The 16563-nt window shown below is 68.0% G+C and carries 19 protein-coding genes; 5 read left to right on the top strand and 14 right to left on the bottom strand.

Annotated elements, in window-relative coordinates:
* From ADBZ9K_RS00520 to ADBZ9K_RS00550, 7 genes are all read right to left on the bottom strand, one after another.
* The coding region (locus ADBZ9K_RS00520; RefSeq protein WP_526617751.1) for an ATP-binding cassette domain-containing protein at nt 1–573 on the bottom strand (573 nt) is incomplete at its 3' end.
* 21 nt (nt 574–594) lie between these two features.
* A complete protein-coding gene (locus tag ADBZ9K_RS00525; protein WP_526617839.1) occupies nt 595–1449 on the bottom strand; it encodes an enoyl-CoA hydratase in 855 nt (284 codons plus the stop codon).
* Nucleotides 1446–1808 carry a thioredoxin gene (gene trxA / locus ADBZ9K_RS00530; protein WP_526617752.1) on the bottom strand — a complete coding sequence of 121 codons (363 nt, stop codon included), beginning with the start codon at nt 1806–1808 and terminating at the stop codon, nt 1446–1448. Before trxA ends, ADBZ9K_RS00525 begins: the two co-directional genes overlap by 4 nt.
* A gap of 44 nt (nt 1809–1852) precedes the next feature.
* Nucleotides 1853–2971, bottom strand: a complete 1119-nt coding sequence (locus ADBZ9K_RS00535) for an NADH:flavin oxidoreductase (protein WP_526617754.1) — start codon at nt 2969–2971, stop codon at nt 1853–1855.
* A gap of 47 nt (nt 2972–3018) precedes the next feature.
* A complete protein-coding gene (locus tag ADBZ9K_RS00540) occupies nt 3019–3255 on the bottom strand; it encodes an anti-sigma factor family protein (protein WP_526617755.1) in 237 nt (78 codons plus the stop codon).
* Nucleotides 3252–3884 (bottom strand): RNA polymerase sigma factor, encoded by a 633-nt coding sequence (locus ADBZ9K_RS00545; RefSeq protein ID WP_526617756.1) that lies wholly within the window; start codon nt 3882–3884, stop codon nt 3252–3254. Before ADBZ9K_RS00545 ends, ADBZ9K_RS00540 begins: the two co-directional genes overlap by 4 nt.
* A 146-nt stretch (nt 3885–4030) precedes the next feature.
* Nucleotides 4031–4456, bottom strand: coding sequence for a hypothetical protein (locus ADBZ9K_RS00550; RefSeq protein ID WP_526617757.1), 426 nt, complete (start codon nt 4454–4456; stop codon nt 4031–4033).
* Here ADBZ9K_RS00550 and ADBZ9K_RS00555 point away from each other — a divergent pair.
* Both ADBZ9K_RS00555 and ADBZ9K_RS00560 read left to right on the top strand, forming a co-directional pair.
* Nucleotides 4449–5315, top strand: a complete 867-nt coding sequence (locus ADBZ9K_RS00555) for a hypothetical protein (RefSeq protein WP_526617758.1) — start codon at nt 4449–4451, stop codon at nt 5313–5315. The two genes, ADBZ9K_RS00550 and ADBZ9K_RS00555, sit on opposite strands and share 8 nt — an antisense overlap.
* 93 nt (nt 5316–5408) lie before the next feature.
* Nucleotides 5409–6554, top strand: coding sequence for a C39 family peptidase (locus ADBZ9K_RS00560; RefSeq protein ID WP_526617760.1), 1146 nt, complete (start codon nt 5409–5411; stop codon nt 6552–6554).
* A 31-nt stretch (nt 6555–6585) separates the two neighbouring features.
* Here ADBZ9K_RS00560 and ADBZ9K_RS00565 read toward each other — a convergent pair whose 3' ends face one another.
* The 7 genes from ADBZ9K_RS00565 to ADBZ9K_RS00595 all read right to left on the bottom strand — a co-directional run bounded on the left by ADBZ9K_RS00565 (nt 6586) and on the right by ADBZ9K_RS00595 (nt 12946).
* Nucleotides 6586–6996, bottom strand: a complete 411-nt coding sequence (locus tag ADBZ9K_RS00565) for a metal-sulfur cluster assembly factor (protein ID WP_526617762.1) — start codon at nt 6994–6996, stop codon at nt 6586–6588.
* The gene (gene sufU / locus ADBZ9K_RS00570; RefSeq protein WP_526617841.1) at nt 6993–7442 is read right to left on the bottom strand and encodes a Fe-S cluster assembly sulfur transfer protein SufU; all 450 of its coding nucleotides are present in this window, start codon (nt 7440–7442) and stop codon (nt 6993–6995) included. The genes ADBZ9K_RS00565 and sufU overlap by 4 nt, the downstream gene beginning before the upstream one ends.
* Before the next feature lie 20 nt (nt 7443–7462).
* Nucleotides 7463–8710: a cysteine desulfurase gene (locus tag ADBZ9K_RS00575; protein WP_526617763.1), complete on the bottom strand. Its 1248-nt coding sequence runs from the start codon at nt 8708–8710 to the stop codon at nt 7463–7465.
* 1 nt (nt 8711) lies between these two features.
* Nucleotides 8712–9485 carry a Fe-S cluster assembly ATPase SufC gene (gene sufC / locus ADBZ9K_RS00580; RefSeq protein WP_526617765.1) on the bottom strand — a complete coding sequence of 258 codons (774 nt, stop codon included), beginning with the start codon at nt 9483–9485 and terminating at the stop codon, nt 8712–8714.
* Entirely contained in the window at nt 9482–10660 is a 1179-nt protein-coding gene (gene sufD / locus ADBZ9K_RS00585; protein ID WP_526617767.1) for a Fe-S cluster assembly protein SufD, read from the bottom strand. Before sufD ends, sufC begins: the two co-directional genes overlap by 4 nt.
* Before the next feature lie 33 nt (nt 10661–10693).
* On the bottom strand, nt 10694–12139 hold the full coding sequence (gene sufB / locus ADBZ9K_RS00590) for a Fe-S cluster assembly protein SufB (protein WP_526617768.1): 1446 nt from the start codon (nt 12137–12139) through the stop codon (nt 10694–10696).
* Between the two features lie 63 nt (nt 12140–12202).
* Nucleotides 12203–12946, bottom strand: a complete 744-nt coding sequence (locus ADBZ9K_RS00595) for a helix-turn-helix transcriptional regulator (RefSeq protein WP_526617843.1) — start codon at nt 12944–12946, stop codon at nt 12203–12205.
* Nucleotides 12947–12986: 40 nt separating this feature from the next.
* Here ADBZ9K_RS00595 and mptB point away from each other — a divergent pair, with 40 nt between their 5' ends.
* The 3 genes from mptB (at nt 12987) to ADBZ9K_RS00610 (ending at nt 16537) form a co-directional block, all read left to right on the top strand.
* Nucleotides 12987–14729, top strand: coding sequence for a polyprenol phosphomannose-dependent alpha 1,6 mannosyltransferase MptB (gene mptB / locus ADBZ9K_RS00600; RefSeq protein ID WP_526617769.1), 1743 nt, complete (start codon nt 12987–12989; stop codon nt 14727–14729).
* On the top strand, nt 14726–15658 hold the full coding sequence (locus ADBZ9K_RS00605; protein ID WP_526617770.1) for an ABC transporter ATP-binding protein: 933 nt from the start codon (nt 14726–14728) through the stop codon (nt 15656–15658). Before mptB ends, ADBZ9K_RS00605 begins: the two co-directional genes overlap by 4 nt.
* Nucleotides 15659–15754: 96 nt before the next feature.
* Complete coding sequence (locus tag ADBZ9K_RS00610) at nt 15755–16537, top strand: ABC transporter permease (protein WP_526617771.1); 783 nt, start codon at nt 15755–15757, stop codon at nt 16535–16537.
* Nucleotides 16538–16563 lie beyond the last annotated feature (26 nt).

Genomic DNA, 16563 nt, shown 5'->3' on the forward strand with positions numbered 1-16563 from the left:
CAACAGCGTCATAGACGATCCGGCGCCGGTGTCACTGGCCGCGAACAGGATCCGGGCCAGCTCCACCCGCCGGCGCTGGCCACCGGAGAGAGTGCGAAGCGATTGGGTGAGAACCCGTTCGGGCAGTCCGAGGCTGGCGCAGATCCGTCCGGCCTCGCTCTCGGCGGCATATCCGCCGAGAGCAGCGAACCGTTCCTCGAGCTGGCCGTATCGGCGTACTGCCTTGTCGCGAGCCGCCTCGTCGACCACCTCGGCCATCAGCACCTGCTGCTTTTCCAGGTCAGCCAGCAAGGTGTCCAGGCCCCGCGCCGACAGCACCCGATCGCGGGCCAGGACGTCCAGGTCGCCCTCGCGGGGATCCTGCGGCAGGTAACCGATCTCGCCGGTACGGGTGAGGGTGCCCGCGTAGGGGTCACCCTCACCGGCCAGGATCCGCATCGTCGTCGTCTTGCCGGCACCGTTGCGCCCGACCAGGCCGATACGGTCACCGGGCTGGACTCGCAGAGCGGGGCCCTCGGCCAGTAACAGGGTGCGCGCCCCAGCGCGGACCTCGAGGTCCGTTGCGGTAATCACTGGCGCTGCTCCCCTTGGTTGCTACTTCTTCTCGTCGGTGAAGACCGGGGCGCGCTGCTCGGCGCGCGCGGCGACCGCTTCTTCGAAGTTCGCGGTGAGCAGGCGCACATAGAGCTGCCCGAGGCCCTCGGCCTGCATATGCCCTTCCAGGCTACCGGCGTCTAGTCCACTCCATAGCGTCCGCTTGGTCAACTCGGTTCCGGGGCGGGAGAACGCCGCAATGCGGGCGGCGATCTCAAAACAGGTCGGCAGCAGGTCCTCGGCGGGCACCTGCTTGGACACCAGTCCGATCCGTTCGGCCTCCTCGGCGTCGACGTCGCGGCCGGTGAGCATGATCTCGAAAGCCCGTGACGACCCGATCGCCCGTGGTAGCAGGTAACTAAGGCCCAGCTCGCTGGCGGTCAGCCCGTTGTTGATGCCCGCAGCGCGGAAATACGCGTCGCCGGCGGCGACCCGGATGTCGGCGGCAAGGGCCAGGCACAATCCCCCGCCAATGGCCGCCCCGTTGACCGCAGCGATGATCGGCTGGTGTAGCCGGCGCATGGCCAGGATCACATCGTCGAGCAGTTCCATGGACCGTAGGCCGTAGGTGGGCCGGGTCAGTCCCGCGACGTGCGGTACCGACCCGGCAGACTTGTGGTCGGCGCCCGACGAGAAGCCCCGGCCCGCGCCGGTCAGCACCACCACCCGCACGGAATTGTCGTAGGTCAGCTCGTCCAAGACGTCCTTGAGCGGAACCATCACGTCGAAGGCCATCGAGTTCATCCGCTCCGGACGATTGAGCGTGACCAGAGCGACGTGCGGATGCGGTTGATCGACGAGGACGAGGCCAGAGTCACGATTCACGCCTGCACGGTAACCCGTGCCCGCGTTCAGGCGTCGTCGGACTGAGACTGGGCGACCGCGGCGTCGACGTCGAACTCCTCAACCTGGCGGATGAGATCCTCCAGTGCGGCCGGCGGCAGCGCACCGGCCTGGTTGAAGATCAGCTTGCCCTTCTTGAAGGCCATCAGCGTCGGGATGGACCGGATCTCGGCCGCCGCGGCGAGCTGCTGCTCGGCCTCGGTGTCGACCTTGCCGTAAACGATGTCGGGATGCTTCTCCGCAGACGCCGAGAACGTCGGTGCGAACGCGCGACAGGGCCCGCACCACGACGCCCAAAAGTCGACCAGCACGATGTCGTTACCGGCGATGGTGTCGTTGAAGTTCTGTGCGGTGAGGTCTTGAGTAGCCACGAATCTCCTAACGTCGGGGTGAGTCTGTGTGTTCCCTGCCGGTATCAATACAAACGGGAGAGCGCGGCCGCCGCGTCGAATCCGGTGAACTCGCCGAGCTGGCCGTCGCGCAGGTGGTTGACCCAGGCGGGGTCGGCCAGCAGCGCGCGCCCCACGGCGATGATGTCGAACTCGCCGGCATCGAACTGGTCGAGCAGCCGGTCGACCGGCGCCGACGGAATCAGCCCACCGGGATCGCCGGGCTTGAATTCGGTTTCCAGGCCGACCGATCCGACGGCGATCACCGGCACGCCGGTCACCTTCTTCGTCCAGCCGGCCAGGCTCAGCTGCGGATCATCATCCGGGAAGCCGGGCAGGTAGTGGCGCCGGGTGGACGGGTGCAGTACATCGACCCCGGCGTCGACGAGCGGGGCGAGCACGCGTTCGAGTTCGGCGGGGGTGTCGGCAATGGTCGCGTCGTAGCGGTTCATCTTCCATTGCGAGAACCGGTAGATGATCGGGAAGTCGGGTCCCACCGCGGCGCGCACGGCAGCGACGACCTCGGCGGGGAACCGGGTCCGGGCCGCCAGCGAGCCGCCGTAGCCGTCGGTGCGGTGATTGGTTCCCGCCCAGAGGAATTGGTCGAGAAGATAGCCGTGGGCACCGTGGATCTCCACCGCGTCGAACCCGGTCTCACGGGCGTTGCGGGCACCGAGCGCGAAGGCCTGCGCCACCGCGGGCAGTTCCTCAGTCGCCAACGCCCGGCCGACCGGATTGCCGGCGACGTCGAGGCCCGACGGGCTGACCGGCAGCTGGTCGGGGGTGTCGCCGTCGTGTTCACCGCGAGCCGCACCCTGATGCCAGAGCTGGGCGGCAATGGCGCCACCCTCGGCGTGCACGGCCTCGGTGACCGCACGCCATCCACGCAACACGTCGGCGCCGTCGAGTTCGGGGATGGCGTCGGGCCAGCCGGCAGCCGGGTGCGGCATCCGGACGCCCTCGGTGATGATCAGCGCGGTTCCGCCGGCCGCGCGGCGGCGGTAGTAGGCGGCCACGTCCGGCCCGGGAACGCCGCCCGGCGAGGCTCCGCGAGTCATCGGCGCCATCGCGAACCGGTTGCGCAGCGTCAGCGGGCCGATCGTCAGCGGCGCGAACAGTTCCTGTAGTCGAGCGTCGTCCACCATGTGGCTAGTCAACACCGGCCGCAGCGGCCGACATTCCCTGGGGGAGGTCAGGAATTGAAGTCCTGGAAGGCCCGCAACAGGCGACTACGGAAATCCGGATCGAGGTCATCGCAGTCGATGCGGCCGAGGGTGTCCACCGTGCCACGAAACTGCTGCAGATAATTCTCGCATCCGTCGCATTCGGTGAGGTGCTGATCAAAGCGCACCCGGGTGTCCAGATCCAGCGCGCCGTCGAGGTAGGCCGTGACGAGTTCGACAAGTTGGTTGCAGTCCAGCGGCATCATGGTCGGTCCGCCAGATAGTCCTCGAGCGCCTTTCGCACCGCGGCGCGACCACGATGCAGCAGCACCCGCTGGTTGGCTGCGCTGATGTTGAGCAGTTCGCACACCTCACTCGAGTCGAAATCCAGCATGTCACGCAAGGCCACCACCTGACTCTGCCGTGGCGGGAGCCGGTCGAGTTCGGCGTGGGCGATCTCGATGAGCTCGCGACCGAGCGCCGAGCCTTCCGGGCCGTCCGGGAACGCGGACGGCTCTTCCCCGCTCTTCCAATGCCCGGGCCAGCGGTCGCCCGCCGGGCGGAACCGCGCCGGGTCGACAGTCCAGCCGGTGACGGCAGCGATCTCGGCCTCGCCGGCGCGGCGATCGCGGATGCCGCGCGACTTGGCGATGTTGATCATGATTGCGAACAGCCAGGTGCGCAGTGACGAGCGGCCCTCGAAGGTGTGGATGCCCCGCAGCACGGCGATCCATGTTTCCTGGACGACTTCTTCGGCGGTCTCCCGGCTGGAGACATAGCTGCGAGCGACCCGCAGCAGCGCGGGTGTGTGCGCATCGACGAGTTGGGTGAACACCGCCTCGTCGCGCGCACGCAGACCGGCGACCACAGCCTTCTCGTCGATCTCGATCGTCATCGAAACACGATGGTATCGGCCGGATATCGGCCCGGTGCGGCGGCGGACGAGGTGAGCAGGTGGCGGTGGGTATCGGCCGGGGACCGCTGTCGGGGGGGTAGCTGAAAGCTGCCGCGCGGATCCGCCAGCTGTTATTGTCAGCGTCGTTAATCGAAGGAAACCTGAGCGCGGGTGGGGGCTGGCGTGACCGCAAAGCGGGTGGCATGGGCGACGGCGGCCGCCGTCGTGCTCGGCGCGGGCTTGCTGATCGCCTCCGGTGCCGTGGCCTCCGCCGCACCCGACGCCTCCGATAGCACCGCGGCGGCTTCACCGTCGCCAGCACACACATCGTCGCCGACACGTGGCTCGTCGGCCCGGCTGTCGCACTCATCGCCGGCCTCGTCGCTGAACACCGGCCCCGCCCGGTCAGCCAGCCGCTCGGCCGCGTCCCGGTCATCCGCCGCCGTCATCACATCGCGCGGCGCTGCCCCGGCTGTTGAGCCGGCCCGCGCCGCGCCGCGGCCGGTTGCGGTCAGTTCGGCGCCCGCCACGGCGGCTGAGCCCGGCGCCGCACCCCGGCTGTCGGTGGCCACGTCGCCACCCGCGGCAGACGTTACGCCCGCACCGGCCGCCCAGCAGTTGGCGCGACGGACGGCACTGAGCCTGCCGACCCTGGCGGACGTGCAGCAGGTAATCGTCGCCGCCCTGGACGGACTGCGTCGTGAGCTCAACACGCTGTGGCACAACCTGACCCGGGCGTTCGGCCTCGGCCAGGTCCACACCCCGCGGCCGCCGGCGCAGCCGCCGGAAGACACCGATGTCATCCATGGCAACCTGAAGAACCAGGACTTTTGGCAAGCGTCGCCGACACGCATTGCCAACCTCGCGGTCGTGGCCATGGTGGTCGGCCAACTGACCGGCACGATGCCGAACTTCGACGCCATTGTCGAAGAAGCCACCGACACCGACAGCGTCGACCGGGAAGCCCTGGACCCGGTGACCGGGAACGGGACCGGTAAGCCCCGGAAGATGTACTTGGGCGCAGACACCAACGACTGGGTCTGGTCGAACGACGCCGCCCAGCTCATGGAGAACCACGGCGTGCTGCCCAAGGGCAGCTTCTACAACAGCGCAGACGGTGACACCGCGCTGGCCAACGTCATCGCGGCACTGGACCAGAAGAAAGCGGTCGTGGCCCTGATCAGCTCCCCCGCCCCCAACTTCACCGGCAACGTGGTGCGCCTGGTCGTGATCGTTGCGGTCGACGACACCACCAACGAGGTGATCGTCAATGACGCTGCGCTCGGCGCCGACGGCAAGGGGAAAGTGATGCTGAAAGCCGACTTCATGCAGGCTTGGAAGCCGAAGTTCTACGAAATGATGGTCGTCGAACAAGCACCGAGCGCGCAGATCAGCGGCGCGCGCGCCGACGATTTCGCGTTGGCCGCTTAATCATCCGGGGGTTAGTGAGCTGTCATGGTAAGCGTCGAGCAGCCTCCGAGGCTTCGGTCATTGGCTGACCAACAGCACAACCGGCGAGCCGGGGTGAGTTCGGCCAGGCGCGCGGGTCGAGCCACCATCGTGGCCGTCTTGTTCGGAGCGGGACTGGCGATCGCCTCCGGGGCGGTGGCCTCGGCCGCGCCCGACAGCGCCGATAACGCGTCATCAGCCTCGCCGTCACCGTCACGCCCGGCCTCCGCACGTCCCTCCTCCGCGCGCGTCAGCAAGACGCCCGCTCCGTCGGCTAGCAGCAGCCCGGTCCGAATCAGCCCGCACGCCAACGCGGCCCGCGGTTCGGCGTCGGTCGTCACACTTCGCCTGCCCAATGAGACACCGACGTCGACGCAATCGGATCCGGAGCTGTCGACCCCGGCGCGGCTGACGCGGGCCGCGCAGTCTGCGCTCGAGGGTGCGCGCCGAAACCTGGACGCCGTGCGGCGCAACGTCGAAACGGCAATCGCAGGGCCGGCCCAACCGACGGCGTCCGACACGGCAACGCCGACCGCCCTGCCCAGCCCAGGGCAGGGGGTCTACGGCAATCCGGCCAAGTACGCGACGTACTGGAAACGACAGCGAGGCAACACCTGTGTCCTGATGTCGACGGCCCAAGTCATCGGGCAACTCACCGGAAAGATGCCAGATCCGACCGAGATCATCGTTGAGGCCAGCACCACGCAGAGCGCGACGTACACCCGCGGCAGGTTCTACTCACAGTTGTTCAGGAAGTGGGTCGACCGCAGCGGCAACATCTACGACCCCCTCAACGACGAGTACGTCTTCTACACCGACGCGATGAACCTGCTGACCAAGCACGGCATCACGTCCACCGCCACCTATTACACGTCGGGGCAGGGCGACCGGGCGCTGCAGGACATGGTCACCTCGCTGTCGCAGGGCCAGTCGGTGATCGTCTCCATTCACGGCCGGGTCACGGCGAGCATCGTCGGGGGGTGGACACGACCGGGCGGCTTCATCCAAGGCAACCACGCGGTGACGGTGCTCGGGGTCGACGTCACCAACAAGGTGGTCTACATCAACGACACCGCCTTGGCCCAGGGACAGGGCATGGCGTTGTCCTACGAGGACTTCCTGGCGGCCTGGAAACCGAGTCGGTTCATGATGGTGACCGCCCGACTGGCCAATACGCAGAACCAGTCGTCGTCGGCAGCAGGCGACACGCTGGCCGCCTAGAGCACTTCCTGGCCACCGGCGAGCCGTACGACTAGACCGTGAAGCCCAGTGCGCGAAGCTGCTCGCGGCCGTCCTCGGTGATCTTGTCCGGACCCCACGGCGGGTTCCACACCCAGTTGATCTTGGCCTCGTTGACCAGACCCGCGCCGACCAGTGCCGTGAGTGTCTGGTCCTCGATGACGTCGGTCAGCGGGCAGGCCGCCGAGGTCAGGGTCATGTCGATCTGCGCCACCGTGCCGGCGTCGCTCTTGTCCACGTTGAGCCCATAGACCAAGCCGAGGTCGACGACGTTGATGCCGAGCTCGGGGTCGACCACGTCGCGCATGGCCTCCTCGATGTCCGCCAGCAGCTCGTCGGACACTTCGCTCCTGCCCTCCGGGTTCAATTCCCGGGTCGCTTCGCTCCTGCCCTCCGGGTTCAATTCCCCGGTCACGTCGGTCATGACTTCTCCTCTACGTCTAGGCGGTGCGATGCCTGGGCCACCGCATCTTTGAATGCCATCCAGCCCAGCAGCGCACATTTGACTCGCGCCGGATACTTGGACACCCCGGCGAAGGCCACTCCATCGCCGATCACGTCCTCGTCGCCCTCGATGGTTCCGCGGGAGGACACCATCTCCGTGAACGCGGCGACCGTCTTGAGGGCATCGCCCACGGTCTGCCCGATCACCTGATCGGTCAGCACCGAGGTGGCAGCCTGGCTGATCGAGCAGCCCTGGCCGTCATAAGAGACGTCCTCGACGTGCTCTCCGTCGCCGGACAGAGCCACCCGCAACGTCACCTCGTCACCGCAGGTCGGGTTGACGTGGTGCACTTCGGCCCCGAATGGCTCGCGCAACCCGCGGTGGTGCGGGCGCTTGTAATGGTCCAGGATCACTTCCTGGTACATCTGTTCCAGTCTCACGTCGCCTACCTGCCGAAGAACTCGATCGCCCGCCGCACCCCGGCGATCAGCCGGTCGACCTCATCGAGGGTGTTGTACACCGCGAACGATGCGCGCACGGTCGCGGCGACTCCGAAGCGGCGGTGCAGCGGCCACGCGCAGTGGTGCCCGACGCGCACCGCAACCCCGTCGTCGTCAAGGACCTGTCCGACGTCGTGGGCGTGCACACCATCAACCACAAAGGCCACCGGAGATCGGCGCTGCGCGGCGTTCGTCGGGCCGATGATCCGCACACCGTCGATGGCGCTCAGACCCTCCAAGGCCGCCGCGACCAGCTGCTGCTCGTGGGCGGCCACCGCCGGCATGCCGATTCCGTCGAGGTATCGCGCGGCCGCGGCCAACCCGACCACCTGCGAGATCATCTGGGTGCCCGCCTCGAAGCGCTGCGGCGGCGCCGAGTAGGTGGCACCCTCCATCGTCACCGTCTCGATCATCGAGCCACCGGTCAGGAACGGCGGCAAGGCCTCGAGCAGTTCGGCACGGCCGTACAGTGCGCCGATGCCGGTGGGGCCGAGCATCTTGTGACCTGAGAAGGCTGCGAAATCGATGCCGAGAGCACCAAAGTCCACCCTCTGGTGCGGCACGGATTGGCAGGCGTCCAGCACCGTCAGCGCACCGACAGCCTTGGAGCGTTTCACCATCTCCTCGACCGGTGGTGCCGTTCCGGTCACATTCGAATGATGGGTGAAGGCAACGACTTTGACCCGCTCGTCGAGTTGCAGCGAGTCCAGGTCGACATGGCCGTCATCGGTCAGGCCGTACCACTTGAGGGTGGCGCCGGTGCGGCGGGCCAGCTCCTGCCAGGGAATCAGGTTCGCGTGGTGTTCCAGTTCGGTGGTGACGATGACGTCACCCGGCCCGACTGCGCCCGCATACCGGCTGTCCCCCAGCACATAGGACACCAGGTTGAGCGCCTCGGTGGCGTTCTTGGTGAAGGCCAGCTCGCCGGCCCTGGCCCCGACGAACGCGGCGATGTCCGCGCGGCCGAGCTCGTAGGCGTCGGTGGACTCCTCCATCAGCTGGTGGGCCCCGCGGTGGACGGCGCCGTAGTGGTGGGTCAGGAAGTACCGCTCGGCGTCGAGGACTTGCAACGGCTTCTGCGAGGTGGCCCCGGAGTCCAGGTAGGCCAGTTGGTGGCCACCGCGCATCACCCGACTCAAGATCGGGAAGTCGGCGCGGATCGCCGTAACGTCAAGGTCGACCGACGCGGTCACCTCAGGCCCCGGTCGCCGCAGCCTGCTGGGTAAACCGCACGTAGCCGTTCTCCTCCAGCTCGTCGGCCAGTTCCGGTCCGCCCGAGGCGACGATGCGGCCGTCGACGAAGACGTGGACGAATGCGGGGCGGATGTAGCGCAGGATGCGGGTGTAGTGGGTGATCAGCAGTACACCGGCATGCTCGGCCTCGGCGAAGCGGTTGACGCCTTCGCTGACCACCCGCAGGGCGTCCACGTCCAGACCGGAGTCGGTCTCGTCGAGGATGGCGATCTTCGGCTTGAGCAGACCGAGCTGCAGGATCTCGTGCCGTTTCTTCTCACCGCCGGAGAAGCCTTCGTTGACGCTGCGTTCGGCGAACTGCGGGTCGATCTCCAGGTCGGTCATCGCGGCCTTGACCTCTTTTACCCAGTGCCGCAGCTTGGGTGCCTCGCCGCGGACCGCGGTCGCCGCCGTGCGCAGGAAGTTCGACATCGACACACCCGGCACCTCGACCGGGTACTGCATGGCCAGGAACAACCCGGCGCGGGCGCGCTCGTCGACGCTCATCTCCAGCACGTCCTGGCCGTCGAGGGTGATCGACCCCGAGGTGACGTGGTACTTGGGGTGGCCGGCGATCGAATAGGACAGCGTCGACTTGCCGGATCCGTTGGGCCCCATGACCGCATGGGTCTCCCCCGACTTCACGGTCAGGTCGACGCCCTTGAGGATCTCTTTCTCGGTCCCGTCCTCGTTGGCCACGCTGACGTGAAGGTCCTTGATTTCCAGGGTGCTCATGGCTGTGCGATTCTCGATTCAGTGATGGCTAGTTCGTGTTCGATGGCGTCGGTCAAGCGGTCGCGGATGTCGGGCACGGCGATCTTGGCGATGATCTCGCCGAAGAACCCCCGCACCACCAGACGGCGGGCCTGCTCCTCGGGGATACCGCGCGCCTGCAGGTAGAACAGCTGCTCGTCGTCGAAGCGGCCGGTGGCGCTGGCGTGGCCGGCGCCGACGATCTCACCGGTCTCGATCTCCAGGTTGGGTACCGAGTCGGCGCGTGCGCCGTCGGTGAGCACCAGGTTGCGGTTCACCTCGAAGGTGTCGGTCCCGGTGGCATCGGCGCGGATGAGCACGTCACCGACCCACACGGTGTGCGCGTCGGGCTTGTTGGAGGCCGGATCACCTTGCAGCGCACCCTTATAGAGCACGTTGGACTTGCAGTTGGGCTGCGCGTGGTCGACCAGCAGCCGCGATTCCAGGTGCTGGCCTTCGTCGGCGAAGTAGAGGCCAAGCAGCTCGGCGTCGCCGCCGGGGGCGTCGTAACGCACCGTGACCGAGGTGCGGACTACTTCGCCGCCGAGGGTGACGGCCACGTGGCGCAGCACCGCATCCTTGCCCAATCGGGCATGCTGGGCGCCGACGTGCACCACGTCGTCGGCCCAGTCGGCGATCCACACCACCGTGAGCCGGGCGGCGTCGGCCACGACGAACTCCACGTTGTCGGCGTAGGTGCCGCTGCCGCGGTGGTCGATGACGACGACGGCTTCGCCGAGTTCCTCGACCCGAACCTGCAGATGGCCGTAGGCGGTAGCGCCTGCACCGGGTCCGGTGACCGCGATCTCGACCGGCGTGTCGGTATGGGCGCTACGTCCGACGGTGACGATCGTGGCGCCGTTGAACGACGAGAATGCCTGTGCGGCAACACGGTCGGCGGGAATGCCACCCTGGCCCAGGCGCGGGTCGCCGCGACGGACGGATTCGACCGTCACGCCGGGTTGCTCGGCGACGCTGATCTGCGCGGTGCCGGTGGCCGGCGCAGAGCCGTCGTGCAGGCCACGCAGCCGCTTGAGTGGGGTGAATCGCCACAGTTCGTCGCGACCGCCGGGCACCTCGAAGGCGTCGACGTCGAAGGAGGCGAACTGCTCGCCCTTATTGCGACCCTCGAGGGTCGCGGTGAGGTTCTGCGCCATCTATCTATATGTCCCGTCGCTTCGTTGTCCCCATCAGCCGACCGCGCCTTCCATCTGCAGTTCGATCAGCCGGTTGAGCTCCAGGGCGTACTCCATGGGCAGTTCCTTGGCGATCGGCTCGACGAAGCCGCGCACGACCATCGCCATCGCCTCGTCCTCGGTCATTCCGCGGCTCATCAGGTAGAACAGCTGGTCGGCACTGACCTTGGAGACGGTGGCCTCGTGGCCCATGGTGACGTCGTCCTCGCGGATGTCGACATAGGGGTAGGTGTCGGAGCGGCTGATCGAATCCACCAGCAACGCATCGCATTTGACGCTCGAACGCGAGCCGTGCGCACCCTTGTTAACTTGGACCAGGCCGCGGTAGGACGCCCGGCCACCACCGCGTGCCACCGACTTGGACACGATATTGCTGCTGGTGTTCGGGGCCAGGTGCAACATTTTGGCGCCGGTATCCTGATGCTGGCCCTCGCCGGCGAACGCCACCGAAAGCACCTCGCCCTTGGCATGCTCACCGGTCATCCAGACCGCCGGATACTTCATGGTGACCTTCGAGCCGATGTTGCCGTCGACCCACTCCATGGTGGCACCGGCCTCGGCGCGGGCTCGCTTGGTCACCAGGTTGTAGACGTTGTTCGACCAGTTCTGGATGGTCGTGTAACGGCACCGTCCGCCCGGCTTGACGATGATTTCGACAACCGCGGAGTGCAGTGAGTCGCTCTTGTAGATCGGCGCGGTACACCCTTCGACATAGTGCACGTAGGCGTCCTCGTCGACGATGATCAACGTCCGCTCGAACTGGCCCATGTTCTCGGTGTTGATCCGGAAGTAGGCCTGCAGCGGGATGTCGACGTGTACACCCTTCGGCACGTAGATGAACGACCCGCCGGACCACACCGCCGTGTTGAGCGCGGAGAATTTGTTGTCCCCGGCCGGGATCACGGTGCCGAAGTACTGCTTGAAGATATCTGGGTGTTCCTTGAGCGCGGTGTCCGTGTCGAGGAAGATCACACCCTGGGCCTCGAGATCCTCGCGAATCGAGTGATAGACCACCTCGGACTCGTACTGCGCCGCGACACCGGACACCAGGCGCTGCTTCTCCGCCTCCGGGATACCGAGCCGGTCGTAGGTGTTGCGGATGTCCTCGGGCAGGTCATCCCAGGTCGCGGCCTGCTTCTCGCTGGAGCGCACGAAGTACTTGATGTTGTCGAAGAAGATGCCCTCGAGGTTGGAGCCCCAGTTCGGCATGGGCTTCTTGTCGAAGGTGCGCAGCGCCTTCAGACGCATCTCGAGCATCCACTCGGGTTCGCTCTTCTTGGCCGAGATGTCGCGCACCACAGCCTCCGACAGGCCACGCTGCGCGCTGGCGCCCGCGACGTCGGAGTCCGCCCAGCCGTAGCCGTAGCGGCCCAGCGAGGCGATCGTCTCCTCCTGGGTCAGCGGCGACTCGGCCGGCCTGGCATCCGGGGTGAGTGTCATGGCGACGCTCCTTATGCGTTCGTGGCGGCTTCGGCGCGGGCTGTGCGCCGAAGGTGGTCTGGGCTAGGGCGTTGCCGGGGTCAGCGGCACGTGGGTGGTGCAGGCGCAGTCGCCGTTGGCGATCGTCGCCAGCCGCTGTACGTGGGTCCCGAGGATCTCCGACATGGCCTCTTTCTCGGCTTCACACAGCTCCGGGAACTCTTCGGCGACATGCGAAACCGGGCAGTGGTGCTGGCAGATCTGGATGCCCTGCACCGGGCCGCGCACCCGCGTCGTCGTCGCCGCGTAGCCGGCCTTGGTCAATGCGTCGGCTACCCGCTCAGCAGTGGATTCAACATCGTCGGGCCCCGGCTTTACTCCCGCCAGGATCGCGTCGATCCGACGCCGGGCGAACGCCTCGACCGCCTGCTCGCCGCCGATCTCACGCAATTGCCGGATCGCGGCCGAGGCCAGGTCGTCGTAGGTGTGCTCAAGCTTTGCGCGCCCCGCAGCGGTCAGCCGATAGCGCTTGGCGGGCCTGCCGCGGCCGGCCTGTTGCCACGCCGCCGCGGCGTTGGCCTGCGCGTCGCCCGCTTCGATGAGCGCATCAAGGTGGCGACGCACACCGGCCGCGGAAATACCCAGCCGGCGGCCGATCTCGGCGGCGGTGATCGATCCCGATTCCAGCAGCAGCTGCACAATCGCCCGCCGCGTCTGGCCGTCATGCACCGGAGCGCCCACAGCGGGCACCGGGTATGCATCGGCCGGGATTTTCACAACACCAGTGTGACGCAATTGATCGAGCGGGTAAAGCAAGGGCACCCTCAGCGGCTCCGGGCCAGGTGAGCCCTGCGGTTAGAGTGCTGTGGTGGCAGCCCGCCAACGCTCGTTGAGTTCCTCCATCGCCCGCTTGCACGGCGATGAGCGCACCGTGGGCTCGCCCCTCAACGACGCCGAACTGCGCGCGATGCGCCGGACCCGGATCTTCGGTGCCACCGGGACCATGCTGATGGGCATCGGGGCGCTGGGAGCCGGCGCCCGGCCGGTCGTGCAGGACCCGACGTTCGGCGTCCGGCTGCTGAACCTGCCCTCGCGCATTGCGACGGTGTCGCTGACCATGACGACCACCGGCGCGGTGATGATGGCGCTGGCCTGGTTGATGCTGGGCCGCTTCACGCTCGGGCCCCGCCGGATGTCGCGCAGCCAGCTCGACCACACCCTGCTGCTGTGGATGGTGCCGCTGCTGATCGCGCCGCCGATGTACAGCAAGGACGTCTACTCCTACCTGGCCCAGAGCCAGATCTCGGCCAACGGCCTCAACCCGTACAAGGTCGGCCCAGCCCCTGGCCTGGGCCTGGATCACGTGTTCACCCTGTCGGTGCCGAGCCTGTGGCGCGAGACCCCGGCGCCCTACGGGCCGCTGTTCCTGTGGATCGGCCGCGGCATCTCCGCGCTGACCGGGGAGAACATCGTCGCAGCCGTGCTGAGCCACCGGGTCGTGGTGCTGATCGGCGTGGGGCTGATCGTGTGGGCGGTACCGCGGCTGGCCCGCCGCTGCGGGGTGGCCGAAGTCAGTGCCCTGTGGCTCGGCGCCGCCAATCCACTGCTGCTGATGCATCTGGTGGCCGGTATCCACAACGAAGCGCTGATGCTGGGGCTGATGCTGACCGGCACGGAGTTTGCCCTGCGGGGGATCTCCGGGCCCGCCGGGTCGGCCGCCGCGGGCATGGTGTCCGCTCCGCTGCTGCCGCGGCCGCTGCACTGGCCGCACGGCCGCCAGCAGTGGGCGGCCTGGGCACCGCTGGGCCTGCTGACCGGCGGGGCGGTGCTGATCACGATGTCCTCGCAGGTCAAGCTGCCCGGCCTGCTGGCACTGGGCTTTGTGGCCATGGCGCTGGCGCACCGCTGGGGCGGCACAGTCAGGGCGTTCCTGCTGGCCAGCACGCTGGCGATGGGCCTGTCGGTGGTGGTCATGGCGCTCATCGGCTGGGCCAGCGGGCTGGGCTTCGGCTGGATCTTCACCCTGGGCACCGCCAACGTGGTGCGCAGCTGGATGTCACCACCCACTCTGCTCGCGTTGGGCACCGGCCAGGTCGGGATCCTGCTCGGTCTGGGCGACCACACCACCGCGGTGCTGTCGCTGACCCGCGCGATGGGCGTGTTGATCATCATGATCACGGTGACCTGGTTGCTGCTGGCCGTGCTGCGGGGGCGGCTGCATCCTGTCGGCGGGCTGGGCGTCGCGTTGGGCGCCACGGTGCTGCTGTTTCCCGTCGTGCAGCCCTGGTATCTGCTGTGGGCGATCATCCCCCTGGCGGCGTGGGCCACCCGGCCGGGATTCCGCATCGCCACCATCGCGGTGTCGCTGATCGTGGGCATCTTCGGCCCCACCGCCAACGGCGACCGCTTCGCCCTCTTCCAGATCGTGGACGCCACGGTGGCCAGCACGGTGATCGTGCTGATGCTGATCGCCCTGACCCTGCACCGGCTGCCCTGGCGGAAAGTGCCCGGCACCACCGAGGCGTTCAGCGGCCAGGACCCCGATCCGGCGCCACCAGCCGAGCCACCGGCGTCGCGTCACGCTCCCGGCGCCTACGCTGAGTCCCCGTGAGTTCCGGCCGCGAAATCCCCGTACGACTGCGCGGGGTGTCCAAGCGCTATGGGTCGACGACGGCGGTGGCCGGCCTCGACCTCGAGGTGCATGCCGCTGAAGTGCTGGCGCTGCTTGGCCCCAACGGTGCAGGCAAGACCACCACCGTCGAGATGTGCGAAGGGTTCGTGCGACCCGATGCCGGCACCATCGAGGTGCTCGGCCTGGACCCGGTGGGCGATAACGCGCGGGTGCGCGAGCGCATCGGCGTCATGCTGCAGGGCGGCGGCGGCTATCCGGCTGCGCGCGCCGGCGAAATGCTGCGGCTGGTGGCCTCGTACGCGGCCAACCCCCTGGACCCGGACTGGCTGCTGGACACCCTCGGCCTCACCGATGCCGCCCGCACCACCTATCGCCGGCTGTCCGGCGGCCAGCAGCAGCGGCTGGCGCTGGCCTGCGCGCTGGTCGGGCGCCCCGAATTGGTGTTTCTCGACGAGCCGACCGCGGGCATGGACGCACACGCCCGGCTGGTGGTGTGGGAGCTCATCGACGCGTTGCGCCGGGACGGGGTCACGGTGGTGCTGACGACCCACCAGCTCAAGGAGGCCGAGGAACTCGCCGATCGCATCGTCATCATCGATCACGGCTCAGCGGTGGCCGCCGGGACACCCGCCGAGCTGATGCACGACGGCGCCGAAGGGCAGTTGCGGTTCACCGCGCCGCGCCGCCTGGATCTGACGCTGCTGATCGCCGCGCTGCCGGAAAACTATGCGGCCCGAGAGGTTTCGCCCGGCGAATACCTCGTCGAGGGGCATATCGACCCGCAGGTCCTGGCGACCGTGACCGCGTGGTGTGCGCGGCTCAACGTGCTGGCCACCGACGTGCGGGTGGAGCAGCGCAGCCTTGAAGACGTGTTCTTGGACCTGACCGGCAAGGAGCTGCGGCCATGAGCGACGCTTGCGGAGCGAATCGGAGACAGGCATGGCGCAACCGAGCCTGCGAGGTTGCGCCATGAGCGACGCTTGCGGAGCGAATCGGAGACAGCCATGAGCGACGCGACGGACCTCTTCCCCGCCGGCACCTTCACCCCGGACCCGCGGCCCAACACCGTGCCGCGGATGCTGGCCGCGCAGTACCGCCTGGAGCTCAAACTGCTCCTGCGCAACGGCGAGCAGCTGCTGCTGACGATGTTCATCCCGATCACCCTGCTCATCGGGCTCACGCTGCTGCCGTTCGGATCGTTCGGCGCCGACCGGGTCGGGGTGTTCGTGCCGGCCATCATGGCGCTGGCGGTGATCTCGACCGCGTTCACCGGCCAGGCCATCGCGGTCGCCTTCGACCGCCGCTACGGCGCGCTGAAACGGCTGGGCGCCACCGCGCTACCGGTGTGGGGCATCATCGCCGGCAAGGCGCTGGCGGTGGTCAGCGTGGTGTTCCTACAGGCCCTGCTGCTCGGTGGCATCGGCCTGGCCCTGGGCTGGCGACCGCAACCCGCCGGCCTGCTGCTGGGCGCGGTGGTCATCGCCTTGGGCACCGCCGGCTTCGCAGCGATGGGTCTGCTGCTCGGCGGTACCCTGCGCGCCGAGATCGTGCTGGCCGTCGCCAACCTGCTGTGGTTCGTGTTCGCCGGGCTGGGGGCGCTGACCCTGGAAACCGGCGCGATCCCGAGCGGGATCACCTGGGTGGCCCGGCTGACCCCGTCCGGGGCGCTCACCGAGTCGCTGTCCCAGGCGATGTCGCTGTCGGTCGACTGGTTCGGTATCGCCGTGCTGGCGGTGTGGGGCGCGGTATCGGCGCTGGCGGCGCTGCGCTGGTTCCGGTTCACCTGAGCACGGTCCCTACTACGGGCCGTAGT

It is taken from the genome of Mycobacterium sp. (genome assembly GCF_965229265.1).
In the GTDB taxonomy this organism is placed as follows: Bacteria; Actinomycetota; Actinomycetes; order Mycobacteriales; family Mycobacteriaceae; genus Mycobacterium.